Source organism: Butyricicoccus sp. AM05-1, from assembly GCF_003474415.1.
Taxonomy (GTDB): domain Bacteria; phylum Bacillota; class Clostridia; order Oscillospirales; family Butyricicoccaceae; genus Agathobaculum; species Agathobaculum butyriciproducens.
The window spans coordinates 214,000-232,926 of sequence record NZ_QUDG01000003.1 but is presented as its reverse complement, the minus strand read 5'-3'; the positions used below and the strand labels follow the sequence as shown (position 1 = coordinate 232,926).

The window sequence follows — 18,927 nt, the reverse complement described above, 5'->3', positions numbered from 1 at the left end:
GCTCTGGGGTATGACCTCATCCTCCCCTACGGTTTACATGGTTATAAATTTGAGATGATTGCAAAATTATGACAGATTAACGTATTGCGTCGGATCTACCTTTTCGTCATTCACCTGCACCTCAAAATGCAGATGCGGGCCGGTGGAGTTGCCGGTATTGCCGGAAAGCGCGATTTTATCGCCCTTGCTGACTACATCGCCGACCGACACGAGCAGCTGTGAATTATGCCCGTACAGCGTCTTGAAGCCGTTCCGGTGGTCGAGGATGATATAGCTGCCGTAGCCGTTGCCGGAGTCCTCTGCAACGATGACCTTGCCGTTATCCGCGGCATAGACCGGCGTGCCTTCGTCCACGGCGAGATCTACGCCGCCGTGCAGGCGGCCCCAGCGGTACTTGAACGCCGAGGTGAACGTGTAGCTGGTCAGCGGCACGGCAAATTCTCCGGTGCCGATGCCAACATTGCGCGTGCCGACCTCGACAATTTCGTCGGTGGCCTGCCGGAGCACGGTGCGCGCAAGGATGGTGCGCGTGCGCTCCTCGCCGTCCACGGTTTCAATCTCGGCGGTGACCTGCGCTGTGCCTGCACAGCCCTGCCGAACGGTCTCACGGTAGGTCTGGTCTTGATTTTCGTTCTCCTGCGTCACGGTGTCGAACGGAATCTGCTCGGTGTAGGTGACGGCGCGGGTCGCAGTCACGTCAAGGCATTGCGACAGGGTATCATACAGCGCGGAATCGGTCTCTGCAAGCGCGGCTGGCGCAATGGCCTTGTCCACGCGGACGGTCTGCAGGAAGTGTACGTTTTCGTCTGCCGCTGTCGTGTACGCGGCCTTGATCCGGTCGAGCGCGGCCTGCGCGCCGTCCGTATCGGCAGCAATGGCGGTCTGTTTGCCGTCCACCGAAATAATGGCAAGCGTGTCCAACTCGCCGCTGGCAGTAATGAGATTGCGCTCGAGTTCCTCCTGCGTCAGCAGCGGAGCAGCTGTCCGCACCGGTTTGGCCTGCAGGCGCAGCGGCAGGTAATAGTCCGTGCCGGAAACGGCAGATGCGCTGGATTCAACCGCGTTTACTGCGTTCAGCAGCGTTGCGCTGTCCTCGATGACACCGAGCGGTTGACCGTCCGCAAGCAGCAGCGTGCCCGGCCTGGTCAGCAGCAGAGCGGGCAGCAGGAACAGCAGTCCGAATACGCTCAGCGCACAGACCGAACGGCGGCGGCCTGCCTGCCGCAGAACGCCGGCGAACCGGCTCCAGACCGGCAGGTCGTATACGCGGCAGATCGTGCGGTCGAGCAGCAGGATGAGCCGCAGAAGCAGGTAGAGCAGGCGTGAAATCACGCCCAAAACAAAAGATAACAGGTTTCGCATGATAGTAGTATGGCGGAATGATGTGCGCCATATTCACTCCTTTCAATGGTTACAGTTTGGTAACAGCACCAAGAATACCCATTTCAGGGAGCGAAGTCATACGAAACCTGTCGCTAAGTTATCAAATTTTTATTTTTTGATGGGTGTGCCCGTAAAATCCGTGGGGAAAAAGCGCGGATCGAGCGGCTTCTGCTGATAATAGCGGTCGAGAGCGGCACGCTGCAGCGAGACCGCCAGCGGCACGGCGGCATCAAACAGATCGTAGAACGAATCCGTTCGCTCGCCGGTGCGGGATGTCCACGGACGGTGCTCCTGATTGGTGCAGTCCGCCGAGAGCGGCTCTGTCGGACGGATGAGAGAGGACGCAAAACCGGATTTGCCGATCAGGTGCTCGAATCGCTGCAGACGGCTGAGCGCAGAGGCACCCTGATGCGCGAGATGGTGCATGCGGCGCATATCGTTCATCGAGTGGTAGACGGCGGCAGGGGTGATGTGCACGCCATACGTCTCCCGCAGGGCCTGCGCCAGAATTTTCGCCGCGAGAGGGGACTCGGGCGCATCCGGCTCCAGTTGACGGTACGCTTCGTACTCGGCGGGCGTGTCCGAGACAAAATCCGCGATCATCACACCGTCGATGTCGCTCTCGACTAAATGGCGGCGTGCCTCGGCAGAGTAGCCCGGCATGAACTGCGACAGCCTGTCCGCCTGTGCGGAAACAAACGAATAGGTTACGCGGCTGAGCGCATAGTGCGTGCAGAATCCAAATACATACGCGAGTGCAGCCGTGTTGTGCGACGCAACGGCGGCTTTGCACAGTGACTCGAACAGCGGCGCGGGCGGCTCGGTGCAGACGCGGTTCGCCAGTCTGCGCAGCGCGGACGGGAACGGCGCGTGATAGAGCGCCAGCGGGTCCGCTCCCTGCGAGCCCCATCGGTAGGCCGCCGGATAGGAGGACGCGATATGGGCAACCGAATCACTGGTTACGCGCTGTACGGTAGCCGCAAAAATATGGTAAGTGACATAAGAAGGCATGGCTTTTCACCTCTTGCAGACAAATTGGTATCTTTAGTATAGCGCAAAACATTGCAAAATTCCAGCGAAAGCGGTATACTATTTTTATGCAGAAAACGGGGAGCAGAAAATCCCCTTATAAAGTTGGAGGAATTACATTATGAAACTCGGCATCGTCGGACTGCCAAATGTCGGCAAGTCTACCTTGTTCAACGCAATTACGCAGGCAGGCGCGGAAAGCGCAAACTATCCGTTCTGCACCATCGACCCGAACGTCGGCATGGTTGCTGTACCGGATGAGCGTCTGCAGCCGCTGACCGATCTCTATCACGCAAAGAAGACCACGCCTGCGGTGGTCGAGTTCGTTGACATTGCCGGTCTGGTGCGCGGCGCAAGCAAGGGTGAGGGCCTTGGCAACAAGTTCCTGTCCCACATCCGCGAGGTTGACGCCATCGTTCACGTTGTCCGCTGCTTCGACAACGAGAACATCGTGCACGTTGAAGGCTCGGTCGATCCGGCCCGTGACATCGAGACCATCAACCTCGAGCTGATCCTTGCGGACATCGAGCACCTCGAGCGCCGTCTCGACCGCACCCGCAAGGCTGCGAAGGCAGACAAGAAGCTGCTCCGCGATGTGGAAATCCTCGAGAACCTGAAGGCGCATTTGGAGGAGGGCAAGACCGCCCGCACCTTCGAGGGCTTTGGCGAGGACGAGGACATTGACCGCGTGATCGGCGAGAGCGACCTGCTGTCCGCGAAGAAGGTCATCTACGCGGCAAACATGGATGAGGAAGGCTTTACCGGCAACGACACCGAGAACGAGCGCCTCAAGGCGGTACAGGCCATTGCAGACGCAGAAGGCGCGATGGTTCTGCCGATCTGCGCAAAGCTGGAGGAGGATATCGCCGGCATGGACGCGGAGGAGAAGGAGATGTTCCTGTCCGAGCTCGGCCTGCATGAGTCCGGTCTGGACCGTCTGATCAAGGTCTGCTACGACCTGCTCGGCCTGATGAGCTACCTCACCGCCGGCGAGCAGGAGGTTCGCGCGTGGACCATCGAGAAGGGCACAAAGGCGCCGCAGGCTGCCGGTAAGATTCACACCGACTTCGAGCGCGGCTTCATTCGTGCTGAAGTTATCAACTATAAGGACCTTATCGAGCTTGGTTCGCTGGCTGCTGCCCGCGAAAAGGGTTTGGTTCGCTCCGAGGGCAAGGAGTATGTGATGCAGGACGGCGATGTTGTTCTGTTCCGTTTCAATGTTTAATTGCTGAATTTTATGCAGACCACAGTCGTTTTGACTGTGGTTTTGCTTTGTAAAAGGAGAAATTTCGATTCCTGCAAGATGGTGTTTATCAGCAGATTTATTCGCAGGTGACAGGCGGTATAACGTGTTAAAAAGCTGCGCGGCACTGTTATCCCACAGGGGACGCTCTCTTGCCCGACGGGCAACTTGCCTTGTGTTGCGCCCGCGCGGTGTCAGCGCAAATTCCGTCCGCTTCGCAAGTGACCAATCCAAATTTGGCGACCACACCAAAATAATCCCTTGTTTTTTGTGCAGCTTTGCTGTATAATGGAGATGTGTTTTATAATACGGAACGAAGGGAAGCGTTTTCATGGCGGAGCAATCGACCGTTCAATCGCTCGACCGCGCATTCGATTTGCTGGAAACTCTGTGCCGCAGCCGCAACGGCATGAGCATCGGCAGTCTGTCTGCGGAAACCGGCCTGCACAAAAGCACGGTTCACCGTCTGCTGACCAGCATGTGTGCGCGCGGCTATGTGCAGCGCGACGCGGAAACCAGCGTCTACCGCGCCGGTATGCGCCTGTGCGAGATGAGCAGCTATATTGTGGATAATCTGGATATTGTTGAGAGAGCACGCGCGTCGCTTGAACGGCTCGAGCAGTGCACGGATGAGACCGTTCATCTTGTCATGCGCGACGACAAGGACATTGTGTACATCCATAAAGTGGATAACGGCTCGTCTGCCATCCGCATGTTCTCGCGCATCGGCATGCGCCTGCCGCTGTACTGTACGGGCGTTGGAAAGGCAATTCTTGCCACATGGGACACCGCAGAGGTGCGCGACGTGTGGCAGCACAGCGATGTGCACGCGTGGACCGAGCACACCATCGTCGATGAGGACGCATTCTTCCGCGAGATCGACAAGGTGCGTCAGCTTGGTTATGCGCTCGACAATGAGGAGAACGAGCTTGGCGTGCGCTGCATTGCGGCCGCCATTCCGGACTACCGCGGACGCGCGTCCTACGCGATTTCGCTGTCTGCGCCGGTTAGCCGCATGACCGACCAGCGCGTGGCAGAGCTGCGTGCGCCGCTCATGGCTGCGCGGGACGAAATCGCGCGTGCGCTCGGTGGCAGTCGCTTTTGAGGAGGGCAGAGCATGAACACACTTTCGGTTGTACATGATGTGCTCCGGCGGCAGGTTCGGGAAGGCGATTTTTGTATTGATGCGACTGCGGGCAAGGGCAGAGACACAGCGCTGCTGTGCCGTCTGACAGGCGAAAACGGCCGTGTGCTGGCCTTTGATGTGCAGGAGGATGCCGTCCGGCAGACCCGTGAGCTGTTGGCGAAGGAGCACCTCAGTGCCGAGGTGCTCCTTGACAGCCACGCTAACATGGCGCACTACGCCGAACCGGAGACCGTGGATTGCATCGTGTTCAATTTCGGCCGTCTGCCCGGCGGAGACCCGACAAAATTCACCACCGCAGAGACTTCACTGCCTGCTGTTGATGCGGGACTGAATCTGCTCAAAAAAGGCGGATTGATGGCGCTTGCGCTCTATTACGGCAAGGAAAACGGCTATGAGGAGCGCGATGCGCTTCTGGCTCACTTGCGGGAACTCGACGACCGAACCTATACCGTGCTCGGCTGTGAATGGATGAACCGCAAGAATGATCCGCCGCTGCCGATTTTCATCTGGAAGGAGTAACAAATTATGCCTTGGTGCCCGAAATGCGGCGCGGAATACGTCGAGAATGTTCGTAAATGCAAGGATTGCGACGTGAGGCTGCTCGACCATAAGCCGACACCGGACGAAATGCTTCCTCCGGACCCGAAGCCGACAGGCTGGCGGCGGTTTGTCACAAGAGAACGATTCCTGCGCGTGCTGAAAACGCTGATCGCCATTTTGCTGGCGCTGGCGGCTGCACTGTCGCTGCAAGGATTGCTGTAAACGTGTTGTAGATGTAAAAAGGAGAATGGAACGAATCCATTCTCCTTTTGTGCTGTCTGGGTTATTTTTGCTTGCGCAGGGCGCGGTGCATGATTTTGCCGGTCGCGGTGTGCGGCAGGGAATCAACGATGTTGTAGATACGCGGCCACTTGTACGAGGACAGCATGGGACTGTTCGTGCAGTACTCCTTCAGCTCCTCAACGGTGAGGGAGGGATCGCTCGGCACAACATATGCCGCAACAACTTCGCCGCGCAGCTTGTCCGGCGCACCGATAACGGCGCTCTCTGCGACCTTGGGATGGTCGTTCAGTACGGCCTCAATCTGCGGCGGATAGATGTTCTCGCCTGCGGAAACGATCATATCGTCCTTGCGGCCGCGCACGGTGACGAACTCGTTCTCGTCCCATGTGCCGACGTCGCCGGTGTACAGAAAGCCCTTGTAGAACTTCTGCTCGGTCATTTCCGGGTTATTATAGTAACAAAATGCGCTCTTTGCCGGAGAGGAGATGATAATCTCGCCCTCGGCCACGTTGTCGTGCGGGACCATGTCGTCCGGCTCGGAATGGGAGCCGTCCTCGCGCAGTTTTACGATGCGAACCTCGTCGTCCGTACACGAGCGGCCGGCCGAGCCTGCGTTATCCGGCAGGTCGAACGGGCGCAGAAATGTGTTCCAGAAGGATTCCGTTGTGCCGTATCCGTTGAAAATGTTCGGCGTGAGTAGCTTCATATACTTCTCACATGCGCTCTTTTCAAACGGCGCGCCCATGGTGACAATGCCGCGCAGCGCAGACAGGTCGTGCGGGGTGCGCTCCTGCGTGCGGGCGAGCATGGCAATGATGGTCGGTACACCGATCAGGAACGAGATGTTGTACTTCGCGGCATATTCCAGGCAGCGCTTCGGTGCAAAATCGCGCAGAATGACAACTTCGCCGCCCGCATAGAGGGTCGGGCATGGGCCGCCGGAGTGGATGCCGCCGCGGTGGAACCACGGGGTCATGTTCATCGTGCGGTCGGTCGGACCGAGAGGGAAGTGCATCATAACGTCATGCGCGGAAAGCACCTCGTTGATATTGTTGATCGGCACGCCCTTCGGACGGTTGGTTGTGCCGGAAGTGTACAGACGGGTGGTCTCGTCGTAGATGTGCGGGTCGAAGTCGATCGGCGGGTCGTTCTCCGGCTGATCGGCAACGTAATCCGCATAGCGCACCTGACCGGCAGGTACGGCATCGTCCGCGCCGACAACGATCTTGATGGCAGGCTTGCTCTCGCACAGGTCGAGCGCACCGCCGGACAGTTCTCCGAACTCGGCGTCGTAGATGAAAGCCTTGGGTGTGCTGTCATCAATGACGAGTGCAATCTCGCCTGCGCCCTGCCGGTAGTTGACCGGACACGCGATCGCACCAATCTTGTGCGCCGCCAGATAACAGAAAACAAACTCCGGCGAGTTGAGCAGGGTGAACATGACAACGTCGTTCTTGCCGACGCCGTCCGCGCGCAGCGCATGCGCCAGACGGTTGGCTTCGGCGTTCAGTTCGCGGTAGGTCCAGCGGCGGCCGGAACGCGGGTCAAAGAGTGCCGGTCGGCTGCCGAAACGCGAAACATTGCGAAGAAAACCGTTCAGATAGGTGAAACGGGTTTCAAATGTGTCGCGGAACATGGAAATATCATAGGTGTATTCGTGACTCAAGGGATCACCTCGTAATAATTTGTATGGGGAATTAGCAATTCGTAATTACCTCAGGAAATGGGTTGTATGTAGAGTTAAAAACTACTTAACGAATATTATAATACCACACAATCATGGAATTGCAAGAAGAAAAATCTTACAGGGACACAGGCTGCATGCCGATGTCCCTGTTTGTTTATTGTTTGACAGGAGGAGAATTGCTGCACAAGCTTCTCACTCCTACCGCCTCACTGTTTCTCGTACCGAGCAACAATCAGGCTGGAATTCTGTCCGCCGAAGCCGAGCGAATTGCTCATTGCGGCGTTGATTTCCGTCTTGCGCGCGGTATTCGGCACATAATCCAGATCGCATTCCGGATCGGGCTTTGCCAGGTGCAGGGTGGGCGGCAGAACGCCTTCCTCGATGGCTTTGATGCAGGCAATGGCTTCGGTCAGGCCGCCGGCACCCATGAGGTGACCGGTCGCGGACTTGGTGGAGCTCATCGGCGGTGCGCTTTCGCGGCCGCCGAACACGGTCTTGACCGCCAGCGTTTCGGCCTTGTCGCCGAGCGGCGTGGACGTGCCGTGCGCGTTGATATAGCCAATGTCGGACGGCTGCATGCCGGCCTTCTTGAGCGCCAGCTTCATGCAGCGGGAAGCGCCTTCGCCGTCCGGGCAGGGCGCGGTAACGTGGTGTGCATCCGAGGTGTTCGCGTAACCGGCGAGTACGGCGTGGATTTTTGCGCCGCGGGCGAGTGCGTGCTCCTCGGTCTCGATCAGGAGAGCGCCGCCGCCCTCACCGATAACGAAGCCGTCGCGGTCAATGTCGAACGGGCGGCACGCCTGCTCGGGGTCGTCGTTTCGGCGGGAAAGCGCCTTGGCCTGCGACAGACCGGAAACGACGATCGGGCACAGAATGCTTTCGCCGCCGACTGCCAGAACCGCGTCTGCCTCGCCGGAGCGGAGCAGCATCGCTGCGGTCATGATGGCGTCGCCGCCTGCCGAGCATGCCGTGTTGAGCGTCAGACTCGGGCCGTGAATGCCGTGTGCAATCGAGATCTGGGCAGCAGCGATGTTGCCGATGGTCATCGGCACAAAGCGAGGGCCGACGCGCTTGCCTGCGTCGAACGCCGCCTGCGTCTGTGCAACGGTGGTAACACCGTCCATTGCAGTGCCCATGACGATGCCGATACGGTCGCTTTCGCTCTCGATGGACAGCTCACTGTCCTTGAGAGCCTCCTCGGCCGCAACAAAGGCAAACTGCATGAACGGGTCCATCGTGCGGGCCAGCGTTTTCGGCATGTAGGCAGCGGGATCGAAGTCCTTCAGCTCTGCCGCGATCTGCACGGGCAGTTCGGATGCATCAAAGCGGGTAATTTTTCCTACACCGCATTGTCCCTCCACCAGTGCGGACCAGTATGCGTCCACACCAATACCGATCGGCGTAACAGCGCCCATACCGGTGATGACCAATTTCTGTTCTTTCATGCTTGTTCCCCTACTTACTGAAATTTATGCGAAGCCTGTCCGATAGTGATCAGGCAAATATATAATATGCGCTACTTAATAACATTATAGCAGAAATGCACGGAAAAGAAAAGTCACTTTACACAGTAAAGTGTTCAAATTTGTTTTGCACAATACCCCAGATTGATACAGTATTTGCACAAAAAAGGAGACGGTCAGGGACCATCTCCTTGCAAATGCGTTATTTCTCTTTGGGCCGGATGTCGATGGATGGATTGTAGGCGTAGTAATTCTTGGCATCCAGATTATCCTGCACAACGCGCAGTGCGTCTCCGAACCGCTGGAAATGCACGACTTCCCGTTCTCGCAGGAATTTGAGCGGTTCACGAACATCCGGGTCGTCGATCAGGCGGAGAAGGTTGTCATAGGTTGTTCTGGCTTTTTGCTCTGGTACGATGGGATAAGAACAACTTTTGAGGGGAATTTGTACAAGCCTTTTCATGCTGCGGTGTGACAAGAACAACAAAATTACCGTAAAATGACAAAAATAAAGCAGGACAAGCTGTTTCCTAAAATACAAACCATATTACGTCAAAAACTGGTAAAGCGAAAGCCGTTCTCAAAGAAGGACGGCTTTTTCATTACCCGAAAAAGGAGAAGATCATGCTTACTCAATATAAAATCTATTGTTTGTTTGCCAGACCGCCGCCGTTCAGCGTACAGATAGTATGACAATTCATGTAATAGCAGGAGGGATACTCATGTACTACAACATCTGTCCGCACTGCGGGGCACACTTAGACCCGGACGAGCACTGCGACTGCCTTGCCCGTGTGCGCGGCAAGAAAATCCGCACCGGCAACTGCCGTATCCACGGCATGATGGGCCGCACGAGGTATGCGCGTGACCGCACTTAAACTCGGCAGTCTGTTCGATGGAATCGGCGTATTTCCATTGGCGGCGGTACACTGCGGCATTGAACCCGTATGGGCGAGTGAGATCGAAGCACGCCCGATCTCCATCACCAAACGGCATTTCCCGGATATGCTGCACCTGGGTGACATTACAAAGATCAGCGGCGCAGAGATACCGCCGGTCGATGTGATTACGTTCGGCTCGCCCTGTCAGGACTTGTCGCAGATTGGCACGAGAAATGGTTTTGCGGGCAAGAAATCCAGCCTGTTTTATCAGGCCATGCGAATTATCGAGGAGATGAGATATGCAACCAATGGTCGGTATCCAGCTTTCTGTATTTGGGAAAACGTTGCGGGAGCGTTTTCTTCAAATGACAGGCTGGATTTTGCAGCCATGCTCAGTGCGTTCACAGGTGCCGAGGTTTCAGTGCCTCCTCGTGGATGGGCGCACGCCGGAATGGTGCGAGGGGGACGCGCTGATACCGCTTGGCGACTGCTGGACGCCCAGTATTGGGGAGAACCCGCCCTCGCACAGCGGCGCAAGCGCGTGTTCGTCGTGGCGGATTTTGCAGGCCAGCGTGCCGGAGAAGTATTATTTAAGCCCCGGACTGTGCTCCCGTTTTCTACGATTAGCGGTCCGGGCGGGTTGTCCGCCACCCAAAGAGGTGGAGTGCCTGCTGCTCAAACAGGGCGGCAGGTACCCATCGTCAGACCGTTTTCCCTCCGGCGTATGCGAACTATGGCACAGGTCGGAGATCAGAAAGGGTTCTGTGCCAGCTTCGGACGAGGAGGAGAACCGTTCCCAACTCTGCTTGCGAGTGTAACGGCGCCGTTTTCGTTTTGGTACGAGAGTGAGGAACGGGACGGATTCCTGCGCGTGCTGACACCGCTGGAATGTGAGCGGTTGATGGGTCTGCCTGAAAACTGGACAAAGTACGGCTGCAAGAATGAAGAAATCAGCGATCATGCCCGTTATCGCGCACTTGGCAACTCGATTGCCCTGCCGTGCGCAGAATATGTGATGGCGGGTATCGCGGAAGTAATGAATTAGAATTTGGAGGTCTTTTTATGGAATTGAAATTTGTGATTCCGAACATGGCGAAGTCGCTCGGCAATCTGGAATTTGGCGGTCCGGCCGAGGTAAAGCGCGGCGACACCCGTCGCAACGGCACCCAGACCAAGGTGCTGTACCGCCGCTACAAGCTGTTCAGCGATGTGCAGCGTGCGGATGATATTGAGGTCGTGATCGACGGCGCAGCAGGTCAGAAGCAGTTCGCGTATATGGAGCCGGTCAAGCTCAAGAACCCGTCCGTGACGGCTGAGGGCTACGTTATCAACGGCCGCGCGTTCGTGGACTACATTCTACACGCGGAAGATATGGAAAAGGCGTAAACGAGAAAGGACGGTACGATTTATGAGATTCAGCAATGGTTTTTTTGGTGAAAATGAAGCAACGCTCGGCACGCTGCGTTTTTCGGCAATGCGCCGCGAGGTGTTCGAGGAGAACGCAGACGGCACGCCGTCCGAGGTGGTCAAGGAGCGCACCTACGATCTGAAAAGCGACAAGCAGGGCCGTATGATTCAGGTCAGTGTTCCGGCGAGCGTTCCGGTGCGCGATTTTGCGTACAACGCGGAAGTGAAACTGGTCAATCCGATGTTCGGTGCAATCGCCCATGTGACGTTCGGCAACAGCGCCGAGGTGGACTGGTACATCAAGGCGGACGATCTGGTGCTCAAAACGCCCGCACAGAACAGCCAGCCGCACAAGGATGTTCCGGCGGATAAGAAATCGTAATGCACAGGCTGTGGAGAAAGCGCGGCAGGCGGATTCGTCCGAACGATAAAGATTTGGTGTTCCGAACGGTGTTTTTCCTGCTGTTCGCGGTGTTTGCCGTGGCATTTGTACTGCTGAATATCCGCACAGACTGGCGCAGTCCGTCCGTGGCTTACCTGCTGTTCAGCGCGGCCATGGGTGTAAAAGTGTGTACCGTGACGGCGTGGCTGCTGTACCGCCGGTTTCCGGACAAGCTGAATGAAATGCGCCATCGGCAAAAGCTGGCGCGCATGGTACTGGAAAACCAGTGGTATGAGCAGAGCGACACCAAACAGTCGGAGGGATTTTTTAAGGACCTGCCTGCAAGTTCAAAACCGAAGATTGCCCGTTTTCTGCGAATGTATTACCGCATGGAAAACGGGCTTTTGCATATCACGGCGGAGATTACGCTCGGAAAGTTTCAAGAACCGCTGCTGCACTTGGAAAACAAGCTGGAAAGCGGTTTGTATTGTGAGCTTGTCAGCAGGGAACTGCTGGACGGATTTGTGGAGTACACGCTGCTGTATGACATGATCGCAAACCGTATCCCCATCTCTGAGGTGTGCGTGGAGCACGGCAAAATGCGGCTTATGCAGAACACCTATTGGGAGTTTGACAGTCTGCCGCATATGCTGATCGCGGGCGGTACAGGCGGCGGCAAAACGTACTTTATCCTGACGTTGATTCGGGCATTGTTAGAAACTAATGCGGTTTTGTACATTCTTGACCCGAAAAACGCAGATTTAGCGGACTTATCCAGTGTCCTGCCGAACGTATGCAGCCGCAAAGAGGAGATCGTGCAGTGTATCACCGAGTTCTGCACGGCTATGCACGAACGCAGTGCGGATATGAAGCGCATGGAAAATTACAAAACCGGCGAAAACTATGCATATCTCGGACTTTCACCGCATTTTCTCGTGTTTGACGAGTACGTTGCGTTTATGGAAATGCTGACCAGCAGGGAGCGCGAAGATGTGCTCAACAAGCTGCGGCAGATTGTCATGCTGGGACGGCAGGCGGGATTCTTCCTGATTCTCGCCTGTCAGCGCCCGGATGCTAAATATCTCGGTGACGGTATCCGCGACCAGTTTAATTTCCGTGTCGCGCTTGGTAGAATGTCCGAACTTGGATACAGTATGATGTTTGGAGAAACGAAAAAGGAGTTCTTTTTCAAGAATATCAAGGGAAGAGGTTATGCCGATACCGGAAAGGGGGTGATTACGGAGTTTTATACTCCGATCGTGCCGAAAGGGTACGACTTTTTGCAGGAGATTGGGAGGTGTGCAAAATAATTATGTAGCAACAATGTAGCTACATAATTGACGCATAGAATACGATGTGTTATACTAAATTTGAAAAGGAGGTCTGCAAGATGGATAATGTTATTTCTTCTGCAAAAACAGATATGTTCCGTATTCGCATGAATCCTGAAATTCGTGAAGAATTGGAGCAGATTTATGCAAAAACGGGGTTGACACTCACGGACGCAATCAATGTGTTTTTTCAGCAGTCATTAAATGCAGGCGGTTTCCCCTTTGCAGTGACAGGAGATAATGCGGAAATTGTTAAGGCAAAGGCTCTGGCACGGTTGGTGAAAGAACTGAAAAAGGGCGATGATTGCACCGAAAGCTATTCTGCCGAGCAGGCCCGGGCTATGTTGGGTATTGCTGAATGAGAATTAAATTTAAGAAAACTGCTGTTGAAGATATGCGGGCAACGGAACGATATATTAGGGAGCAGCTTAACAATCCGTCAGCAGCAGCAAAATTAACTCGTCGGGTGTATGACGCGATTATGCTGTTAGAGGATAATCCGTTTATGGGCACAGAATTGTGCAGTCGCTATGCGGTAGATACGGACATTCGGTTTTTAGTAGTAGCAAAGCAGATTGTGTTCTATCGTGTTGTGGGCAACGAATATGTAGAAGTTACCCGTGTACTTGATGGGCGTCAGGATTATATGGCGCTGCTTTTTTGAAATTAAATATGTACACGCAAAACGCGCAGAGAAAAGAACTCTGCGCGTTTTTCTATGCCCTCGCGCCGTCTGTGCGGCGGCGTGCAGCGCGAAAGCCGACGGCACGGAACGGTGCGTTGGGCGCGGCGCAGCCGCGCCCGAACGTCGGAACCCCCTTTCTCTAACAGGGGGGTACAAATCGGACAAGATAGGCGAACTACGCAAAACTTTGAACAAAATCAATCAGAAACGGAGGTAAAATTGCAAAACAGGACTTGGATAACGGACTTTCGGGCAAAACGGATGCAAATTGGCGTATCCGAACAGGAACTGGCTCTGGAAGCCGGACTGACACCGGAATATTACCGCCGGTTGGAGCAGGAAAACCAATCCGTGCCGCAAAAGGTACGCAGGCGGCTGAAAGACGCGCTCATTCGGCTGCACCCTGAGCCGCTGACACTGCTGTTCGACTATGTGCGTATCCGCTTTCCAACAATGGATGTGAAGCACATCATTGAAGATGTACTTCGGCTGAAAATGAAATATCTGGTGCAGGAGCCGCGTGGAATGTACGGCTACACGAGCACTTACCGGATTGGTGACGTGATGGTGCTGACCTCGCCGTTGGAAGAAATGGGCGTGTTGCTTGAACTGCGCGGCAAAGGCTGTCGGCAGTTTGAAGCGTATCTGGACGGACAAAAGCGGACTTGGTACGAATTTTTCCGTAAGTGTATGAAAGAAAAGGCGGTGTTCAAACGGGTAGACCTCGCGGTGAATGACTTGGTGGGTATGCTGGATATTCCGCTGCTTATCAGCAAATGCCGCAAGGAGGAATGCGTTTCGGTGTTCCGCAGTTTTCGGGCGTTTCGCTCGGGCGGGCTGGTCAGTCGGCAGGAGCAGGACAGCGCCCACATGGGCGCAACGCTGTACATCGGCTCGATGCAGTCCGATTTGTACTTTTGCCTTTACGAGAAAGCGTATGAGCAGCTTGTGAAAAACGGTACGCCGCTCGAACAGGCGGACATTCAGAACCGCTTTGAAATCCGGCTGAAAAATGAGCGGGCGGACAACGCCGTGTATGATCTTGTGTCGAACGAGAATCCGGAACAGACAGCGTTCGGCATTATCAACCGCTATGTGCGTTTTGTGGATAAGGAGAGCGGAAAACCGCGTGAGGAATGGCCGCTGAACCCGATGTGGGAAACCTTTATCGGCAAGCACCGCAATACGCTCAAACTGACAACTGCACCCGAGCCGTACACGCTGGAACGGACGCTGAACTGGTTTTCGCATCAGGTGGCACCGACGGCGAAAATGCTCATGCTGATTGATGAAAAGTGTGGAACGTCCCATGTCAAGGATATTCTGGACAACACAGAACTGCGGGACAAGCACCGTAAAATCATTCAGCAGAAGATGAGAACGGTTAATGAAATGATTCAGATGGAGGATAACTAATGAATTTTGGCGTAAATCTGTATAACTGGCTGCTGTCGAACGCCCAGCCGCTGGTGCTGGTTGCTATCGTGGTGATCGGCCTGTATCTCGGCTTCAAGCGTGAGTTTACGAAGCTGATTGGTTTTCTCGTGGTGGCCATGCTGTCGGTTGGTCTGGTGTTCAACGCGGCAGGCGTTAAAGATGTTCTGCTGAATCTGTTCAATCAGATTCTTGGTGCGTAAGGCTGGCTGAAAAGTCAGCCTTTTCTTATGAGATGGAGGTGAAAACATGGAAGAAATGCGCGTTTATATTGCCAATCTCGGCAAATACAACGAAGGCGAACTTGTCGGCGCGTGGTTTGAACCGCCTATCGACATGGACGAAGTGAGAGAGCGTATCGGGCTGAACGACCAGTATGAGGAGTACGCCATCCACGATTTTGAACTGCCGTTCGAGATCGGCGAGTATACGCCTATCGAGGAGGTCAACCGCCTGTGCGAAATGGTGGAGGACCTGCCGGACTACATTCGGGATAACATGGGTTCGCTGCTCAGTTATTACAGCGGTGTCGAGGACTTCTGCGAACACGCGGACGATATTATCCTGTGGAGCGGTTGTGATACAACGGCCGATGTGGCAGAGCAGATGTTGGACGAGGGCCTGATTTCGGATGAAACACTGCGCCGGTATTTCGACAGCGTGCAGTACGGACGCGATCTCTCGATGGAGGGCGACTTTGTGGAAACCAAAGACGGCGTGTTTGAACTGGTGAGGTGAAAATGATATTAGAAATGCGAGTTTACATCGAAAAGCGGCATAAGAGCCGCGAAATTGAGCTGGTCGGTGCGTGGTTTACGCCGCCCATCGACTATGACGAGCTGGAAGAACGTATTGGCGTGACCGACCAGGAGCCGGACTACGTTATCCGTGATTACGAGCTGCCGTTCGAGATTGATGAAGATATGATGATCGAAGAACTGAACTGTCTGTGTCAGCTTGTAGAATATCTGCCGGAATCCGTGCAGAACAATACGGGTGCACTGCTCAAAGAGTATGGCAGTGTGGAAAATGTGTATAAGCACTTTGCCAAAAATCAGAATCCCGTTCTATAAAAGGAGGGCCGCTGCGAGAATGGTGAGGGGGTGAAGCACGGCTGTGTGTAACTGCCGACAAGGAGTTATACATCAACCGTGTAGGGGGAGAGGAAAGACGCCTGCGGCAGGAACTCGTTCCTCTCCCCCTATACCCTTTATATAATGTAGAAAAGTGAAAAGGAGCTGCAATTTGAAAAAACTAAGAAGTTACAGCAGTGTATGGAAAGTAGAACAGGTAATATACTCGTTCGGTGACGCAAAACTGCCGACACCTGTCACCGTGACCCAGCTGCTCTGGCTGGCGGTAAGCGGTGTGCTGGTGTTCATGTTCCGTAAAGTGCCGCCGCTGGTGCTTATTCATAACCCGCTGATTTTGTGCGGTATTCCGTTCGGTGTGACGTGGTTTATGAGCAAAAAGACCTTTGACGGCAAGAAACCGTACAGTTTCGTGTGCTCGGTAATCGCCTATGCGCTGCGTCCGAAAGTCACCTTTGCCGGAAAGTCTGTCCGGCTGAAAAAGCACCGCGAGAACGCGGATATTACCGTAGTGAGGAGTGAGATTATCCGTGCCGTATCCGATTAAATATATTGAAAATAACCTTGTTTGGAACATTGAGGGCGAGTGTTTTGCATATTACGAACTGATTCCGTTCAACTACTCGTTCCTCTCGCTGGAACAGAAAGACGCGGTGCATGACGCTTTCCGGCAGCTTATCGCGCAGAACCGTGATGGCAAGATTCACGCTTTGCAGATTAGCACAGAAAGCAGTATCCGCGCCGCACAGGAGCGTTCCAAGAAAAGCGTGACCGGACGACTGAAAGAGATCGCTTGCGCCGAGATTGACGAGCAGACGGAAAATCTGATTGCTTCTCTCGGTGATACACAGGTCGATTACCGCTTTTTCCTCGGCTTTAAGCTGGTTGTGACGGATAAGGAGTTGTCCGTGAAAGATGTGGGAAAACAGGTCAAGAATGTGCTGTTCGATGCGGCAAACGCTATCAGCAGTTCTTTCATGGGTGATTTCGTGAGTATGCCAAACGACGAAATCCGCCGTTATTCCCGCATGGAAAAGTTGATGGAAAATAAGCTGTCGCGTCGTTTTAAGGTGCGTCGGCTAAATAAGAATGACTTCGGCTATCTGCTGGAGCATATCTACGGCAGGACCGGCACGGCCTATGAAGATTTTGCGTTTACGCTGCCACTTAAAAAACGCAAGCGTGATACACTGGTTAAAAAGTATGATCTTATCAAGCCTGCCCGTTGTCTGATTGAGGAAAAACAGCGGTATTTACACATGAAGTCCGAGAATTCGGAAAGCTACGTTGCGTACTTTACGATTTCGGATGTGGTCGGTGAACTGGATTTCCCATCCAGTGAGATTTTCTACTATCAGGAACAGCAGTTTGACTTTGCGATTGATACCTCAATGAATGTAGAGATTATCACGAATAAAGCTGCATTACATACGGTTCGCAACAAGAAAAAAGAGCTGAAAGACCTCGATAATCATGCGTGGGAAAATAACTCGGAAACCACCAATCAGGTGGCAGAAGCGCTGGACAGCGTAGATGAACTCGAAAGTGTTCTTGACCAGAGCAAAGAATCCATGTACAAGCTGTCCTATGTTGTGCGCGTTACCGCGCCGGACGTGGAAGAACTCAAACGCCGCTGTAACCAAGTGCGCGATTTCTACGATGACGCAAGTATCAAGCTGGTTCGGCCGATCGGTGATATGATGGGACTGCACAGCGAATTTATTCCGGCAAGTAAGCGGTACATGAATGACTATATGCAGTATGTCACCAGTGATTTTCTCGCCGGTTTGGGATTCGGCGCAACGCAAATGCTCGGTGAGCGTGACGGTATCTATCTCGGCTACAATGTCGATACCGACCAGAATGTCTATGTTCAGCCTGCCAAAGCGGCACAAGGCGTTAAAGGCTCTGTCACCAATGCGCTGTCCGGTGCATTTCTCGGCTCTCTGGGCGGCGGTAAATCGCTGTCGTTCAACCTGCTTACTTACTACGCTGTTCTGAACGGCGCACAGGCTCTTATCCTTGACCCGAAATCCGAGCGCGGCCGTTGGAAAGAGAGGTTGCCGGAGATTGCAGACGAGATCAATATTGTAAATCTGACCTCGGACGAGGAAAACAAGGGGATGCTTGACCCATATATCATCATGCGGAAAACTAAGGATGCAGAAAGCCTTGCGCTTGATGTGCTGACTTTCCTTACGGGCATTTCCTCGCGTGACGGCAAGCTGTTTCCTGTCCTGCGACGGGCGGTGCGTGCGGTCACAAACAGCGAAACGCGCGGTCTGCTCCGCGTCATTGATGCGCTGCGGGACGATGGCTCGGAAACCGCGCTTGCGATTGCCGAGCATATCGAATCGTTCACGGACTATGACTTTGCTCACCTGCTGTTCTCAAATGGCAAGGTGCAGCAGACGATCAGCCTTGAAAAGCAGCTGAATATCATTCAAGTTGCCGATCTGGTTCTGCCGGATAAGGATACCGCGCCTGCGGACTACACCACCATTGAAATGCTGTCTATCTCCATGCTGATCGTCATTTCCACCTTTGCGCTGGACTTTATCCATTCGGACAGAAGTATCTTCAAGATGGTCGGTCTTGATGAAGCATGGGCGTTCCTCAATGTGGCACAGGGCAAAACGCTGGCAAACAAGCTGGTTCGCGCCGGTCGTTCGATGAACGCTGCCGTTTACTTTGTCACCCAGAACGCCGGTGATGTGGCAGACGAGAATATCAAGAACAATATCGGCATGAAGTTTGCGTTCCGCTCTACGGATATTAACGAGATCAAGAAAACGCTTGAATTTTTTGGCCTGGATTCCGAGGACGAAAACAATCAGAAGCGGCTTCGCAATCTGGAAAACGGTCAGTGCCTTTTCCAAGACCTTTACGGTCGCATCGGCGTTATCAAGTTCCATGTCATGTTCGATTATCTGTTCCATGCGTTCGATACGCGCCCGCCGGTTACAGGGAACGAGGTGTAA

General features: G+C 54.3%; 22 protein-coding genes. 17 read left to right on the top strand and 5 right to left on the bottom strand.

Features of this window, described 5'->3' with window-relative positions; genetic code table 11:
• Nucleotides 1-66 precede the first annotated feature (66 nt).
• Together DW088_RS07145 and DW088_RS07140 are read right to left on the bottom strand one after the other, a co-directional pair.
• Nucleotides 67-1,362, bottom strand: a complete 1,296-nt coding sequence (locus DW088_RS07145; protein ID WP_118360200.1) for a M23 family metallopeptidase — start codon at nt 1,360-1,362, stop codon at nt 67-69.
• Nucleotides 1,363-1,491: 129 nt separating this feature from the next.
• The gene (locus DW088_RS07140; RefSeq protein ID WP_116704816.1) at nt 1,492-2,394 is read right to left on the bottom strand and encodes a hypothetical protein; all 903 of its coding nucleotides are present in this window, start codon (nt 2,392-2,394) and stop codon (nt 1,492-1,494) included.
• A gap of 139 nt (nt 2,395-2,533) precedes the next feature.
• On the opposite strand from DW088_RS07140, the gene ychF reads away from it, so the two are divergent.
• From ychF to DW088_RS07120, 4 genes are all read left to right on the top strand, one after another.
• Nucleotides 2,534-3,637: a redox-regulated ATPase YchF gene (ychF, locus tag DW088_RS07135; protein ID WP_118360199.1), complete on the top strand. Its 1,104-nt coding sequence runs from the start codon at nt 2,534-2,536 to the stop codon at nt 3,635-3,637.
• Between the two features lie 349 nt (nt 3,638-3,986).
• On the top strand, nt 3,987-4,760 hold the full coding sequence (locus DW088_RS07130) for an IclR family transcriptional regulator (RefSeq protein WP_118360198.1): 774 nt from the start codon (nt 3,987-3,989) through the stop codon (nt 4,758-4,760).
• Between the two features lie 12 nt (nt 4,761-4,772).
• Nucleotides 4,773-5,321, top strand: coding sequence for a tRNA (mnm(5)s(2)U34)-methyltransferase (locus tag DW088_RS07125; protein ID WP_118360197.1), 549 nt, complete (start codon nt 4,773-4,775; stop codon nt 5,319-5,321).
• A gap of 6 nt (nt 5,322-5,327) precedes the next feature.
• Complete coding sequence (locus DW088_RS07120; RefSeq protein WP_118360196.1) at nt 5,328-5,564, top strand: hypothetical protein; 237 nt, start codon at nt 5,328-5,330, stop codon at nt 5,562-5,564.
• Nucleotides 5,565-5,625: 61 nt separating this feature from the next.
• Here DW088_RS07120 and DW088_RS07115 read toward each other — a convergent pair whose 3' ends face one another.
• From DW088_RS07115 to DW088_RS07105, 3 genes are all read right to left on the bottom strand, one after another.
• Nucleotides 5,626-7,251, bottom strand: a complete 1,626-nt coding sequence (locus tag DW088_RS07115; protein ID WP_199720419.1) for a class I adenylate-forming enzyme family protein — start codon at nt 7,249-7,251, stop codon at nt 5,626-5,628.
• A 227-nt stretch (nt 7,252-7,478) separates the two neighbouring features.
• Complete coding sequence (gene fabF, locus DW088_RS07110) at nt 7,479-8,717, bottom strand: beta-ketoacyl-ACP synthase II (RefSeq protein WP_118360195.1); 1,239 nt, start codon at nt 8,715-8,717, stop codon at nt 7,479-7,481.
• Between the two features lie 220 nt (nt 8,718-8,937).
• Nucleotides 8,938-9,198, bottom strand: a complete 261-nt coding sequence (locus tag DW088_RS07105; RefSeq protein ID WP_367399550.1) for a manganese catalase family protein — start codon at nt 9,196-9,198, stop codon at nt 8,938-8,940.
• 259 nt (nt 9,199-9,457) lie between these two features.
• Between DW088_RS07105 and DW088_RS15850 the strand changes: the two genes are divergently transcribed.
• The 13 genes from DW088_RS15850 (at nt 9,458) to DW088_RS07045 (ending at nt 18,927) form a co-directional block, all read left to right on the top strand.
• Nucleotides 9,458-9,613: a hypothetical protein gene (locus DW088_RS15850; RefSeq protein WP_158574629.1), complete on the top strand. Its 156-nt coding sequence runs from the start codon at nt 9,458-9,460 to the stop codon at nt 9,611-9,613.
• Nucleotides 9,600-10,661: a DNA cytosine methyltransferase gene (locus DW088_RS07100; RefSeq protein ID WP_118360194.1), complete on the top strand. Its 1,062-nt coding sequence runs from the start codon at nt 9,600-9,602 to the stop codon at nt 10,659-10,661. Before DW088_RS15850 ends, DW088_RS07100 begins: the two co-directional genes overlap by 14 nt.
• 17 nt (nt 10,662-10,678) lie before the next feature.
• A complete protein-coding gene (locus DW088_RS07095; protein WP_116704820.1) occupies nt 10,679-11,002 on the top strand; it encodes a YdcP family protein in 324 nt (107 codons plus the stop codon).
• A 22-nt stretch (nt 11,003-11,024) separates the two neighbouring features.
• Nucleotides 11,025-11,405 carry a YdcP family protein gene (locus DW088_RS07090; protein ID WP_117751331.1) on the top strand — a complete coding sequence of 127 codons (381 nt, stop codon included), beginning with the start codon at nt 11,025-11,027 and terminating at the stop codon, nt 11,403-11,405.
• Nucleotides 11,405-12,715 carry an FtsK/SpoIIIE domain-containing protein gene (locus DW088_RS07085; protein WP_118360193.1) on the top strand — a complete coding sequence of 437 codons (1,311 nt, stop codon included), beginning with the start codon at nt 11,405-11,407 and terminating at the stop codon, nt 12,713-12,715. Before DW088_RS07090 ends, DW088_RS07085 begins: the two co-directional genes overlap by 1 nt.
• 80 nt (nt 12,716-12,795) lie before the next feature.
• Nucleotides 12,796-13,098 (top strand): type II toxin-antitoxin system RelB/DinJ family antitoxin, encoded by a 303-nt coding sequence (locus tag DW088_RS07080; protein WP_110437267.1) that lies wholly within the window; start codon nt 12,796-12,798, stop codon nt 13,096-13,098.
• Entirely contained in the window at nt 13,095-13,400 is a 306-nt protein-coding gene (locus DW088_RS07075; protein ID WP_110437266.1) for a type II toxin-antitoxin system RelE/ParE family toxin, read from the top strand. Before DW088_RS07080 ends, DW088_RS07075 begins: the two co-directional genes overlap by 4 nt.
• Nucleotides 13,401-13,682: 282 nt before the next feature.
• The gene (locus tag DW088_RS07070; RefSeq protein ID WP_243038521.1) at nt 13,683-14,837 is read left to right on the top strand and encodes a replication initiation factor domain-containing protein; all 1,155 of its coding nucleotides are present in this window, start codon (nt 13,683-13,685) and stop codon (nt 14,835-14,837) included.
• Nucleotides 14,837-15,058 carry a hypothetical protein gene (locus DW088_RS07065; protein ID WP_110437264.1) on the top strand — a complete coding sequence of 74 codons (222 nt, stop codon included), beginning with the start codon at nt 14,837-14,839 and terminating at the stop codon, nt 15,056-15,058. The genes DW088_RS07070 and DW088_RS07065 overlap by 1 nt, the downstream gene beginning before the upstream one ends.
• 46 nt (nt 15,059-15,104) lie before the next feature.
• Complete coding sequence (locus DW088_RS07060; RefSeq protein WP_199677292.1) at nt 15,105-15,593, top strand: antirestriction protein ArdA; 489 nt, start codon at nt 15,105-15,107, stop codon at nt 15,591-15,593.
• 2 nt (nt 15,594-15,595) lie between these two features.
• Complete coding sequence (locus DW088_RS07055) at nt 15,596-15,928, top strand: antirestriction protein ArdA (protein WP_243022699.1); 333 nt, start codon at nt 15,596-15,598, stop codon at nt 15,926-15,928.
• A gap of 172 nt (nt 15,929-16,100) precedes the next feature.
• Nucleotides 16,101-16,493 (top strand): conjugal transfer protein, encoded by a 393-nt coding sequence (locus DW088_RS07050; protein WP_118360191.1) that lies wholly within the window; start codon nt 16,101-16,103, stop codon nt 16,491-16,493.
• A complete protein-coding gene (locus DW088_RS07045; RefSeq protein ID WP_118360190.1) occupies nt 16,477-18,927 on the top strand; it encodes an ATP-binding protein in 2,451 nt (816 codons plus the stop codon). Before DW088_RS07050 ends, DW088_RS07045 begins: the two co-directional genes overlap by 17 nt.